The sequence below is a fragment of the Stenotrophomonas sp. GD03819 genome (assembly GCF_029841665.1).
Taxonomy (GTDB): Bacteria; Pseudomonadota; Gammaproteobacteria; order Xanthomonadales; family Xanthomonadaceae; genus Stenotrophomonas; species Stenotrophomonas geniculata.
The window spans coordinates 1-12519 of sequence record NZ_JAOCEW010000012.1 but is presented as its reverse complement, the minus strand read 5'-3'; the positions used below and the strand labels follow the sequence as shown (position 1 = coordinate 12519).

The window sequence follows — 12519 nt, the reverse complement described above, 5'->3', positions numbered from 1 at the left end:
CTGCCCCGCCAAAGGTACGCCCATGGCCCGCCCGATCTGGACCGGCACGCTGTCGTTTGGCCTGCTCAATGTGCCCGTGTCGCTGATGTCCGGCGAACGCAAGGTCGATCTGCAGTTCCGCATGCTCGACTCCCGCGATCGCAAGCCGATCCGTTTCGAACGGGTCAACGCCGACACCGGCGAGGAAGTGCCCTGGAAGGACATCGTCAAAGCCTACGAGTACGACAAGGGCAGCTATGTCGTGCTGGAGGAAGGCGACATCCGCTCGGCCGCACCGGAGAGCCACGAAGCGGTGGAAGTGGAATCGTTCGTGGATGCGGCGCAGATCGACCCGCGTTACTACGAGAAACCCTATCTGCTGGTACCTGGCAAGAAGGCCGAAAAGGGCTACGTGCTGCTGCGCGAGACATTGCGCAGTACCGGCAAGGTGGGCATCGCACGGGTAGTGGTGCGCACACGGGAATACCTGTGTGCGGTGATGCCGCATGAGGACGCGCTGGTGCTGATGATCCTGCGCTATCCGCAGGAACTGGTGGATCCCGAGGATTACAAGCTGCCCACCGGGAAGCTCGCCGACTACCGCATCACCAGCAAGGAAACGGCGATGGCCGAGCAGTTGATTGAGTCGATGTCCGGTGACTGGGACCCGTCGCAGTACCACGATGAATTCCGCGAGCGCCTGCAGCAGGTGCTGAACAAGCGCATCAAGTCCAAGGGCGGCACCACGCGGGTGGACGATGAGCCGGCACCGCGCGAGGACGCCAGTACCAACGTGGTCGATTTCATGGCGCTGCTGCAGAAGAGCCTGGATGCGAACACGCGCACGCCGGCGAAGAAGACGGCGACGCGCAAGGCACCGGCGAAGAAGGCTGCGAAGAAGACCGCCAAAAAGGCCGTGAAGAAAACCACCCGGCGCAAGGCAGGTTGAACCATGTCGCTGCACCAGTACCGGCGCAAACGCCGACTTGGCGGTGGCGCCGGGCAGACACCGGAGCCTGACGACACGCGCGTCCGCGGTGATCCGAGGTGGCGGCCGACCTTCGTCATCCAGCTGCACCATGCCAGCTCGCGCCACTACGACTTCCGCCTTGAGATGGACGGCGTGCTGAAGAGCTGGGCGGTGCCCAAGGGTCCTTCGCTTCGCGTCGGTGAGAAGCGGTTGGCCGTGGAAGTGGAAGATCACCCGCTGTCCTACGCCACTTTCGAGGGAGACATTCCCGAAGGCCACTATGGTGCGGGCCACGTCGAGGTGTTTGATCAGGGTACCTGGGCCTGCGAAGGTGATCCTCTGCGGGCACTGGCGGCAGGAAAGATCGACTTCGTGCTGCATGGGCAACGCTTGGCCGGTGGCTGGAAGCTGGTGCGCACCGCGATGAAAGGACGCCAGGTGCAATGGCTGCTGATCAAGCGCGACGATGGTGAAGCGCGCGACGCCGAGGCGGATGACCTGCTGACGGCACCGATGCCGAAACGAGCACCTGCGGCGAAGAAGCGTTCCGCAGGGAAGGCGGTGCGCTCGGTCCCCGCCGCACGGACGACCACACGCAAGGCCGATGCGCGCTGGCATGCATGCGCACTGCAGCTGCACGGCGCACGTGATACGCCCTATCCCCGCGGGTTCAAACCGCAGTTGACCGATCATCGCGACAGTGCCCCGGACGGCGAGCGCTGGCTGCATGAGATCAAGTGGGATGGCTATCGGCTGCTGGCCGACCTGCACGATGGCGAGGTGAAACTCCGCTCGCGCAACGGCCTGGACTGGACGGCCGATTTTCCCGAGGTCGTGCAGGCCGTGCGGGCGCTGCCGGTGCGTGATGCGCGACTGGACGGTGAGCTGGTGGTGCTGGACAAGGAAGGACGCAGTGACTTCGCAGCGTTGCAGCGCGTGATCGACGGCAGTTCGAAACAACCACTGCGCTACATCGTGTTCGATCTTCCGGGTGTGGCCGGCGTGGACATCAGTCGTGCACCGCTGGTGGAGCGCAAGGCGCTGCTGAAGGACCTCATCGGGCCAGCGCCCGGCACCCTGGCCTTCAGCGAACACGTGATCGACCATGGGCCGCAGGTATTCGATGCCAGCGGCGAGGCCGGCTTTGAAGGCATCGTGAGCAAGCAGGTGGATGCGCCGTACGTGAATACCCGCGCGCGCAGCTGGGTGAAGGTGAAGCACGAAGACACCGACGAGTTCGTGATTGTCGGCTACACGGCACCCAAGGGTTCCCGGGTGGGATTCGGTTCGCTGCTTCTGGCCACGCCGGACAAGGCTGGCCTGCGCTATGTCGGCCGCGTTGGCACCGGCTTCGACGATGAAAGCCTGCGTGCGCTGCTCAAGGCACTGCGGCCATTGGCAGTGAAGACGCCCGTGCTGCAGCTGCCGGCGCATGTGCCGTTCCGCGCTGCCAGCGTACGCTGGGTGACACCAGTGGCGGTGGCGGAGGTGGCGTTCCGTGGCTGGGGCAAGGAAGGCCTGTTGCGCCAGGCCAGTTTCAAGCGGCTGCGCAGCGACAAGCAGAAGGAGGACCTGGGAATGAGCACCGCAGATGCCGAAGCCGGAGGTGAGGTCCAGATCACTCATCCGGAGCGGGTGGTGTTTCCAAAGCAGAAACTGCGCAAGGGCGACGTGGCCGACTACTATCAGCGCATGGCGCGCTGGATCCTGCCCGAAATCGCCGGACGTCCACTGTCACTGCTGCGCTGCCCGGACGGCGTAGGCAAGGCTTGTTTCTTCCAGAAGCACCATGGTCCCGGCCTGGGCGATGCGGTACATGCGGTGCCCCTGCAGCAGAAGAGCGGCCGCGAGGATTACGTCTACATCGACGACACGCGCGGCCTGCTGCAGCTGGTGCAGATGAACACCCTGGAGCTGCATCCCTGGGGCGCGACCGTGGCCGATCCCGAACATCCGGATCGTCTGGTGTTCGATCTCGACCCCGGCGAAGGTGTCAACTGGGCACAGGTGAAAGCCGGTGCACGCGATGTGCGTGACCGCCTGCAGCAGGTGGGCCTGAAGAGCTTCGTACGCCTGTCCGGTGGCAAGGGCGTGCACGTGGTGGTGCCGCTGCAGCCCAAGGCAGGCTGGGACGAGGCGAAGGCGTTCTGCGAGGCGTTCGCGCAGGCAATGGCGCTGGAGCAGCCTGATCGCTACGTGGCGACGATGAGCAAGGCCAAGCGCGGCGGGGTGATCTTCATCGACTGGCTGCGCAACACACGGGGTGCTACCAGCGCGTGCTCGTGGTCGCTGCGTGCACGCGACAGCGCCGGCGTGGCAGTGCCGCTGCGATGGGAAGAGCTTGCACGCGTCAGTGCGGCCGACGCGTTTCCGATGGCCAAGGCACTGGCGCGCGCGAAGCGGCTGAAGGGTGACCCATGGCAGGGCATCGCGCGGTTGAAGCAGACGCTGCCGCGCATGGACCTGTAGAGCCGAGCATGGGCCCGGCTCTACAGGGGCGGCGTTACCTTGCGTCGCGCGACGCGCGGCGGCCGAACCACCAGCCGGCCAGCAGCTGCAACGGCAGCGATGCCAGCAGCGAAATGACGAACCAGAGCGGGAAATCAGCGCCTGCGGCCCACACCGCGTAGCCGCAGCCCAGCGCGATCAGTGACCAGATGGAAAAACCATGCGAGCGAGGCCAGCAGGGCGCGTAGTAGGTGGCGAAGGAAATGCCGGCGATGCCACCGAGCACGCTGAAGGCCAGATCCCACCCCAGTTGCACGCTGTTGTTGTCCGGCGACATGCCCACCAGCGGGGGCAGCCAGCTGGCGACGCTGCTGACCAGCGCAAGCGACAGCACGCCGCCGATCAGGGCGACGAAGGACAGGAACAGGGTCTTGAGCAGGGCGGGCATGCGCGCATTGTAAGGCTGCGCGAAGTGCCTGGGGTTGCTGGCCTGCGGCCGGTACTACCGATGGATCGGCATGGCCGCCGCGTCCGTGGGAGAGGGGGACGGAGCGACGGCGGCCATGCACAAGCGGTCAGGCGGCGAAGTCGAGCACCACGCGGCCTTCGATGGTGCCCGCGTGCATGCGCGCGAACACCTCGTTGATGTTTTCCAGGCGATCGGTGCTGACCGTGGCGGCAACCTTGCCTTCGGCAGCGAACTGCAACGACTCCTGCAGGTCCAGCCGGGTGCCGACGATCGAGCCGCGCACGGTGATGCCGTTGAGCACCATGCCGAAGATGTCCAGCGGGAAGTTGCCCGGCGGCAGACCGTTGAGCGAAACGGTACCGCCACGGCGGACCATGCCCAGCGCCTGCTCGAACGCCTTCGGCGACACCGCCGTGACCAGGGCGCCGTGCGCGCCGCCGATTTCCTTCTTCAGGAAGGCAGCGGGGTCGGTGGTGCGCGCGTTGACGGTGATCTGCGCGCCGAGCTGCCGGGCCAACGCCAGCTTGTTGTCGTCCACGTCCACCGCCGCCACGTTCAGGCCCATTGCGCGGGCGTACTGCACGGCCATGTGGCCCAGGCCGCCGATGCCGGAAATCACCACCCAGTCCCCTGGCTTGGTGTCGGTCACCTTCAGGCCCTTGTAGACGGTCACGCCGGCGCACAGCACCGGCGCGATCTCGACAAAGCCCACGTCCTTCGGAAGCAGGCCGACATAGTTGGCATCGGCCAGTGCGTACTCGGCGAAGCCGCCGTTGACCGAGTAGCCGGTGTTGCGCTGCGTCTCGCACAGCGTTTCCCAGCCGCCCAGGCAGTGTTCGCAATGGCCACACGCCGAGTACAACCAGGGGATGCCGACCCTGTCGCCTTCCTTGACGTGCCCTACCCCGCCTCCCACGGCCACGATGTGCCCCACGCCCTCGTGACCGGGGATGAATGGCGGGTTCGGTTTCACCGGCCAGTCGCCCTCGGCGGCGTGCAGGTCGGTGTGGCAGACGCCACAGGCCTCGATCTTGACCAGTACTTCGCCCGCCCCCGGGCGTGGTACCGAGACTTCCTCGATCACCAGTGGCTTGCCGAACTCACGCACGACAGCGGCCTTCATGGTCGAATTCATGTTCGGATCTCCGTAGTGCGCTTGCCCACAGAATGACGCCGGCTCGAGGCCGGCGCTTTGATCACGATCAAACCTTTGACGATTCGTGCAGCAGGTTCAGCTGGCCAGCACCGACGCCTCGCGGGCGAGGCGCTCGATGGCGTCCCAGTCACGGGTCTGCAGCAGTGCCGGTGTGGTCAGCCACGAGCCGCCCACGCACAGCACGTTGGGCAGGTGCAGGAACTGCGGCGCGGTCTGCGCGCTGATGCCACCGGTCGGGCAGAAGCGTACATCGGCGAACGGGCCGTGCCAGGCCGCCAGCAGTGCGGCGCCACCGGCCTGCACCGCCGGGAAGAACTTGAAGGTGTCGTGGCCGTGCTCCAGGCCCAGGATGAGGTCCGAGGCGGTGGCGGCACCGGGCAGGTACGGCAGGCCGGCATCGCGCGCGGCCGCATACAGCGCCGGCGTGGCGCCCGGGGAAACGGCAAAGCGCGCACCGGCCTGCTTTGCCGCCTGCATCTGTGCGGCGTTGAGCACGGTGCCGGCGCCGATCACCGCATCGGGCACGGCCTCGACCATGGCCTTGATCGCATCCAGTGCCTGCGGCGTGCGCAGCGTCACTTCGATCACCGGCAGGCCGCCGCGGAACAGCGCCTGGGCCACTTCGATCGCTTCATTTACATCTTCGGGGGTGTACACCGGGATCACCGGTGCCAGCTTCAACAGCGCGCGCAGGCGCGGATCAGCGCTGGACATGGTTTTGCTCCTTGCCCGACGGGGCATCGCGGATCGCCGCCGGGTCCGGCAGCGCAGCGGCGCATGATGCCACGTGGCTCACGAAGGTGCTGGTGGCGCACCGCCCTGCCCCCCGGTTCAGGCCGGGTCGGCCTGCAATGCCTGGATGCGGCGCTGGTACCAGTCACCACCAAGCGGATCGAACACCGCCGAGCGCTCCATCTGCGCCTCGTACACGTGTACCGAGATCGCCAGCGCTTCGTCGCTGGCGTTGCGCAGGGTGTGGTACTCGTGCGGCGGAATCAGGCTGCCGGCACTGCCGCAGCCCCCGCGCAGCACGGCATGGCGGCGGAAGCGCCAGCGCTCGCCGGCACACTCCAGCAGTTCATACCGGGTGATCTCCAGCTCGCCTGACCACACTCCCTCCACACACCACATGGCATCGTGGTCGTGCAGCGGCGTGCCCTGCCCTGGGCCCCAGCTCATGGCAATCACGCTGTAGCCGTGTTCGCGGCTGTGATACAGCGGGCGTCGCGCGTAATGATCACTGACCGGACGGTGTACGCACTCGGGCAACTCGATGCGGCTGTCCGCGATGGCGTCCTGCAGCGCCAGCTGCAGGTCGGCGGTGATGCGCTCGGGGTCACCGGAGGTCATCGCTGCGTCGACCGCGGCGATCAACCGGTCGCGGCCACGGAACACCGGAAACGGAGAAGTCTGCAGGTCCATGCCCCGACTGTAGCGGAGCCTGGTTAAGGGAATGTTGGCGTTCGCGCGCGTCGCGCCCGCATTCAAGGTGAACACGCGCGGAAGAACGGTTCAGATGCACATCAAGTAGAGCAATCACAATGGAACCTCGCGCAGCAGAAGTGGTCGAACACGACGCGATCCCTCTTCGCTGCGACATTCCGCAACTTCGCGCCCCACGGGCGCAAGGCTAGAATTCTCCGACTTACCTGGTTCTATACATGTCAGTGCGAATTATTAGCGATGCCGCGTTGCCGGCATCGAAGGGCAAGGCTGCCACGATCAACGACATCGCACGACTGTCGGGAGTTTCCAAGAAAACGGTTTCAAGAATCATCAACAACTCGCCGCTGGTGCGCAAAGACACCCGCGACAAGGTCGAGGCGTTGATGCGCGAGGTCGGTTACGTGCCCGACCCCTTGGCGCGCGGTCTCGCGTTCCGCCGCTCCTTCCTGATCGGCCTGGTGTATGACGACCCGGGCGCCCAATGCATTGTCGACCTGCAGCACGGCGCGCTGGAAGCGCTGCGCGGAACCGGCTATGAGCTGGTCGTGCATCCCTGCGACAGCCAGTCTCCGGACTGCGCGCACGGCGTGCGCCGCTTCGTGCAGCAGCAGAAGCTGCATGGCGTGATCCTGGGCCCGCGCGCCTCCGAGTCGACAGCGTTGACGGAGATGCTCGACGGCATCGAATGCCGCTACGTCCGCATCAACGCGCATGTGTCCGATGACGAGGCACAGGCGGTGGTCACCCACGATCGCGACGGTGCCGCCGCCGCTGCGGGCTACCTGCTCTCGCTCGGCCACCGCGACATCGCGGTGATTGCCGGTCCGGGCGATCGCCGTACCGCACGCGAGCGCACCCATGGCTTCCTTGACCGGTTGGCCCAGGTGGGCCTGACCCTGCCGGGTGAGCGGGTGCTGGAAGCGGGCGATACCTTCGAGTCCGGCGTGCATGCCGCAGAGCGGCTGCTGATGGGCGGACAACGCCCCAGTGCGATCTTTGCCGGGAACGATGAAATGGCTGCCGGCGTGTACCAGGTGGCATTGCGTGCGGGCATCGCGGTGCCGCAGCAGTTGTCGATCGTCAGCTACGACGACAGCCCGCTGGCGTCGCGGCTGTGGCCGCCGCTGACCTCGGTGCGTCGCCATGTGTCCGATATCGGCCGCGTGGCTGCGGCGATGCTGGTGCAGGCCGACGTGCCGGATGCGCCGACCGCAACCAGCGTGCATCCGCAACTGATGGTGCGCGGTTCCTGCCGGGCCGTGGACGCCTGACTGCCCTGCCCTCGCCTGCGCCGCTGCAATGGCGCAGGCAGGCAACAACGAAAACGGCGCACCGAGGTGCGCCGTTTCAGTGCAACGCCGTGCGCGTTGTGTGCTTACACGTCGCCGCCGTCGGCCCAGCCTTCGCCGGTGCCCTTCTGGAACACGCGGTCGTCGCCCTGCACTTCACCGGCCGGCAGATGCGCCTGGTTGGCCAGTGCCGCGTAGATCGGGGTGAAGTCCGGCGAGGTCGCCTGCATCAGCTGTTCGAAGCTGTCGATGACGAAGTAGGTCTTCTGGAAGGTGTCGATGCGGTACTTCGTACGCATGATCCGCTGCAGGTCGAAACCGATGCGGTTCGGCGCGGCCGATTCCAGCGAGTACAGCGATTCGCCCTTCGACGACACGATGCCGGCGCCGTAGATGCGCAGGCCGTCGGGCGTGTCGATCAGGCCGAACTCCACCGTGTACCAGTACAGGCGGGTCAGGTTCTGCAGCGCATCCGGGCCGATCGCGTGGGCTTTGACGCCGCCACGGCCGTACGCCTCCATGTAATCGGCGAACACCGGGTTCATCAGCAGCGGCACGTGGCCGAACAGATCGTGGAACAGGTCCGGTTCGGCGATGTAGTCGATCTGGTCCGGGCGACGGATCCACCAGGTCACCGGAAAACGGCGGTTGGCCAGGTGGTCGAAGAAATCCAGTTCCGGCAGCAGGCCTTCGACGCCGACCAGGGTCCAGCCGGTGGCCGCGCCCAGCACTTCGTTGAGCTGGTCGAAGCGCGGAATCATGTGCGCGTTCATGCCCATCTCGTCCTGTGCATCCAGGAATTCCTGGCAGGCGCGGCCGACCAGCAGTTCGCGCTGGCGCTGGTACAGCGTGCTCCAAGTGGCGTGGTCGTCGGCGCTGTAGGTGTCCCACGGCTGCTCGACGAGCGCGGTGGTATACACCGGCACGTAGCCCTTGTCGGTCTGCTGGTGTTCGACGCGGCGGGGCTGGGCGAGGTCCATGGGGCACTCCTGGATGGGATACCCACGATGCTAGGGCAGGGTGCGCGCAACAGGGTTGCAAAAGTTGCGCCGATTGGCCTTGTTGGCGCAATATCCTTGCGTACTCACCATGTTGCGGGGCAACAATGGCCGGAGAAGTCCAGTTCGATCGCACGGATATACGCCTGCTGGCTGAAATCCAGCGGGATGGGCGCGCCACCAACGCCGAGCTGGCGACGCGAGTGAACCTCTCACCCTCGGCCTGCCTGCGCCGCCTGCAGCGGCTGGAAAGCGAGGGTGTGATCGTCGGCTATGGCGCGCGGCTGGAGCCACGGCAGCTGCGGCTGGGCCTGCAGGCCTTCGTGCGCGTGCAGCTGGAAAAGCACGACCAGGCCGCGATCGGCCACTTCGTGGACAGCGTGCAGGGCTGGGATGAAGTGGTGGCCTGCCATGCACTGACCGGCGACATGGACTATCTGCTGCACGTCTACGTGCGCGACCTGGAGCACTTCTCGCACTTCCTGCTGGACCGGCTGCTCAACGCCGGTGGCGTGGCCGATGCCAATTCCAGCTTCGTGCTGCGCACGGTCAAGGGATTCCAGGCATTGCCGCTTTCACAGCTGGAATAAGCGCCGCCGCGATTTGACGCAGCCGGGCGGGTAGCTGAGCATCACCGCCCTGCGCCCGCCGCAGCGTACCTTTCCGGTTCCACGCATGTCCGAACTCCAGCACCCGGTGCTTACCACCACCTTCCTGCCGCTGCAGCGCAAGTCGCTGGCGCGCTTCATCGCCCATGGCACGCCGCCGCAGACCGCGCTGGAACAGGCCGGGTTGATGGCTGCGCAGCTGTGCCGCGCGCGCCTGCACACACCAGCGGAAATCGAGCGCCTGCTGCACGAAGCCTGCGCGCTGTTCGCCAGCCATGACGGCGTGGCCGCGCAGCTTGCAGGCGCCGGCGGCGGTGGCCAGCCGGAACTCGATGCCTGGCTGGCCGCGCTGGCCGCCCATGGCGTGCTGCTGGCACCGGCGGAGATCCTGCAGGACTTCATCGTGCAGTCGCCCAGCGAGTACCCCGGCCTGGCCCTGCAGCAGGCCTGTCAGGAAACCCTGGCCGAACACGAGATCCGCTTCCCGCCCGCCTTCGCCAGCGACGATGAGGACGACGACCAGGACGAGGCCGTTGCCAGCGACGCGCGTGCGGTCGAACACCATGGCCTGTACACCTCCGAGCAGGCCCGCGTGCTGCGCGCCATCGCCGCCAACCCCGATGAGCTGATCGACCTCGATGGCTATGCCGGCACCGGCAAGGGCCACCTGGTGCTGGCGCTGATGGAGGCGCGACCCGGCCGCTACACCTACGTGGCGCCCTCGCGTGGGCAGGTGGAAGCCTTCCGCAGCCGCGTGCCGGCCAGCACCGCGGTGCGCCTGCTGACCCAGATCGAGTTCGCCAACCGCGTGGCGCAGCATGCCGCGCGCAGCGGCCACACCGGTGGCTTCGTTGCCAGCTACCGGCGCAGCACCCGTACGCCGCGCGAGATTGCCGGCCGCATCGGCCTGCAGGGCATCGGTGGGCGCAGCCCGGAGCAGGTGCTGCTGACTGCGTTCGAGGCCATCAACCGTTGGTGCGCGTCGTCGGCACCGGGCTTGGCGTTCCAGCATTTCGACCGTTCGGTGCCCGCCGCGATGCTCGACGTGTCGCCGTACATGGCGGCCGCCGAGCACGTCTGGCGCTGCATGTTCGACGCCGACCTGCAGCGGGGCACGCTGCTGAGCCTCAGCCCGGCGCACATCGGCAAGTGGCTGGCGCTGCGCGGCGTCACCCCGCCGCCGGACATGGGCATGCTGCTGGTGGACGAGGCGCATGACCTGAGCCCGTCGTGGAAGCAGTTGCTGGCCGGCCATGCGCCTGGCGTGGTCAGCCTGGGTGATCCGCACCAGTGCCTGACGGGTACGGTGCCGCGCTGGACCGCGTCGAAGGTGCTGGAAATGCACCAGTCGGTGCGCCAGGGCAACCAGGTCGAGGGCCTGGTCAACCAGACCCTGGCACTGGATGGACTGGGGCAGGACAGTGGGCCGTTCGTCGGTGCCGCCGACCGCGCCACCGGTGTGCTGCATTACCGCCACTGGGCGCAGGTGCCGAGCGAGGGCCTGCGCATCCATGGCAGCGTCGCCGATCTGGCCCTGGATGCGGCGCAGCTGCACGCGCTCGGGCTGCGGCCCTATCTGCATCCGGCATCGCTGCGCGCGCTGCGCAGCGTGCTGCAGCGGCCGCTGGATGCGTGGCGCCGGCGCCGCGACAGCGCCTCGGACCCGGCACAGGAGCGCTTCCTGGCCACGCACGCCGACGAAGGGCAGGGCGCGCTGGTCGAACTGTTTGCGTCTGCCGATCGGGTGCAGTCACTGCTGCAGGCGCTCGACGACCAGGACACGCCTGCTGAAGGGCGGGTGGCGCTGTGCCTGGCCGAACACGCGAAGAACCTGCAGTTCGACGTGGTCTCGCTGTCGCCTGGTTGCTTCCGTGCGGGGCAGGGCGGGCGCATCTGGCACAACCCGGTGCGCGCGGTCTATCTGGCACTCACCCGTGCGCGACGCCAGCTGCATGTGCCGGCCGATGGCATGGAACAGCTGCAGCACACGGCGACACTGCAGGAGCAGGCCCGTCAGGCGCGCAGGCGCGAGCGGCAGCAGGCCAGCGGTTACCGGCCTGCGCGCTAGAACGCGCGCGTCGCTGTCTGGCAGCGACACGCTGGCTCAGGTCAGCATTTGTCCTTGCGGCCCATCAGCTTGCCCAGGCGAGAGGCTTGCTCGCACTTCGGCGCGGCCACGGGTGCCGGTGCGGCGGCCGCGGCACGTGCACGCTGCAGCTGCTGGATCTTCGCGCGGATCTGCGGCATCGCGGCCATTGCGGCCTTTTCGCCCTCCAGGATCGCGGTGCCACGCTGGCTGAAATCGGCGGCGCCGATGTCCAGCACCTTCGGGCGGATGACGATGTCGGCGCGTGCCAGTTCCTGCTCGCCCAGGCGCTGGCCCATGATCGAGATGGACTGGTTGACGATGCCCAGCATGTCGGTCGGCGCCTTGCCGCTGGCCTTGCTGGAGATGTCCACGGCAATCACGAAGTCGGCGCCGAGCTGGCGTGCGGCGTCCACCGGCACCGGACTGACCACGCCGCCGTCGATGTAGTTGCGGCCACCGATCTTCACCGGCTCGAACACACCGGGGATGCTGCTCGACGCGCGCACCGCCTGGCCGACGTTGCCGCGCACGAAGATCGCGCGCTCACCGGTTTCCAGCTGGGTGGCGACGGCGGCGAACGGCTTCTTCAGGCGCTCGGCGGGGCGGTTGGCGACCTGCTCGTTGACGTAGTCCTGCAGCTTCTGGCCCTGCACCAGGCCACCGGAGAACAGGCGCACGTCGCGGATGCTGGCTTCATCCAGCGCCACTGCCTTGCTCTGCATCTGGAACGCATCCATGCCGCTGGCATACAGCGCGCCCACCACGCTGCCGGCACTGGTGCCGGACACCACGGCCGGTTCGAAGCCATTGGCTTCCAGCATCTTGATCACGCCGATGTGGGCGAAGCCCTTGGCTGCACCACCACCGAGGGCGATACCGATCTTCACCGGCTTGGCCTGCGGCACCACGGTCGGTGCCGGCGGCGGCGTGGGGCGGACCGGGTCGCCACCGCAGCCGGCCAGCAGGCCGATCAGGGCGACGGACAGCAGCATGCGGGGGCGGAACAGGCTCATCGGCAGTGCGCTCGCGGCGCCGGATTCGGGAAAGGGCGCCAGCATACCGAAGCG

11 protein-coding genes are annotated in these 12519 nt (G+C 67.2%); 5 read left to right on the top strand and 6 right to left on the bottom strand.

Going from position 1 to position 12519, the window contains the following annotated elements; all coding sequences use genetic code 11:
* The first annotated feature begins 22 nt into the window (after positions 1-22).
* Together N5D45_RS08900 and ligD are read left to right on the top strand one after the other, a co-directional pair.
* Complete coding sequence (locus N5D45_RS08900; protein ID WP_019338571.1) at positions 23-928, top strand: Ku protein; 906 nt, start codon at positions 23-25, stop codon at positions 926-928.
* A 3-nt stretch (positions 929-931) separates the two neighbouring features.
* Positions 932-3418 carry a DNA ligase D gene (gene ligD / locus N5D45_RS08895; protein ID WP_279938762.1) on the top strand — a complete coding sequence of 829 codons (2487 nt, stop codon included), beginning with the start codon at positions 932-934 and terminating at the stop codon, positions 3416-3418.
* Positions 3419-3452: 34 nt separating this feature from the next.
* Here ligD and N5D45_RS08890 read toward each other — a convergent pair whose 3' ends face one another.
* The 4 genes from N5D45_RS08890 to N5D45_RS08875 all read right to left on the bottom strand — a co-directional run bounded on the left by N5D45_RS08890 (position 3453) and on the right by N5D45_RS08875 (position 6444).
* Positions 3453-3845 carry a hypothetical protein gene (locus N5D45_RS08890; protein WP_043397740.1) on the bottom strand — a complete coding sequence of 131 codons (393 nt, stop codon included), beginning with the start codon at positions 3843-3845 and terminating at the stop codon, positions 3453-3455.
* Positions 3846-3972: 127 nt separating this feature from the next.
* Positions 3973-5001, bottom strand: a complete 1029-nt coding sequence (adhP, locus tag N5D45_RS08885; RefSeq protein WP_010487377.1) for an alcohol dehydrogenase AdhP — start codon at positions 4999-5001, stop codon at positions 3973-3975.
* A gap of 96 nt (positions 5002-5097) precedes the next feature.
* A complete protein-coding gene (gene eda / locus N5D45_RS08880; RefSeq protein WP_197656838.1) occupies positions 5098-5736 on the bottom strand; it encodes a bifunctional 4-hydroxy-2-oxoglutarate aldolase/2-dehydro-3-deoxy-phosphogluconate aldolase in 639 nt (212 codons plus the stop codon).
* A 117-nt stretch (positions 5737-5853) separates the two neighbouring features.
* Positions 5854-6444, bottom strand: a complete 591-nt coding sequence (locus tag N5D45_RS08875; protein WP_010487374.1) for a cysteine dioxygenase family protein — start codon at positions 6442-6444, stop codon at positions 5854-5856.
* Positions 6445-6683: 239 nt separating this feature from the next.
* Here N5D45_RS08875 and N5D45_RS08870 point away from each other — a divergent pair, with 239 nt between their 5' ends.
* Positions 6684-7739 (top strand): LacI family DNA-binding transcriptional regulator, encoded by a 1056-nt coding sequence (locus tag N5D45_RS08870; protein WP_197578837.1) that lies wholly within the window; start codon positions 6684-6686, stop codon positions 7737-7739.
* 104 nt (positions 7740-7843) lie between these two features.
* Here the strand turns inward: N5D45_RS08870 and phhA are convergent, their stop codons facing one another.
* On the bottom strand, positions 7844-8737 hold the full coding sequence (gene phhA / locus N5D45_RS08865) for a phenylalanine 4-monooxygenase (protein ID WP_057502268.1): 894 nt from the start codon (positions 8735-8737) through the stop codon (positions 7844-7846).
* A gap of 125 nt (positions 8738-8862) precedes the next feature.
* Here phhA and N5D45_RS08860 point away from each other — a divergent pair, with 125 nt between their 5' ends.
* Positions 8863-9345 (top strand): Lrp/AsnC family transcriptional regulator, encoded by a 483-nt coding sequence (locus N5D45_RS08860; RefSeq protein WP_004153377.1) that lies wholly within the window; start codon positions 8863-8865, stop codon positions 9343-9345.
* Positions 9346-9430: 85 nt separating this feature from the next.
* On the top strand, positions 9431-11431 hold the full coding sequence (locus N5D45_RS08855) for a hypothetical protein (protein WP_197656837.1): 2001 nt from the start codon (positions 9431-9433) through the stop codon (positions 11429-11431).
* Positions 11432-11472: 41 nt separating this feature from the next.
* Here the strand turns inward: N5D45_RS08855 and N5D45_RS08850 are convergent, their stop codons facing one another.
* Entirely contained in the window at positions 11473-12465 is a 993-nt protein-coding gene (locus N5D45_RS08850) for a patatin-like phospholipase family protein (protein ID WP_197656836.1), read from the bottom strand.
* Positions 12466-12519 lie beyond the last annotated feature (54 nt).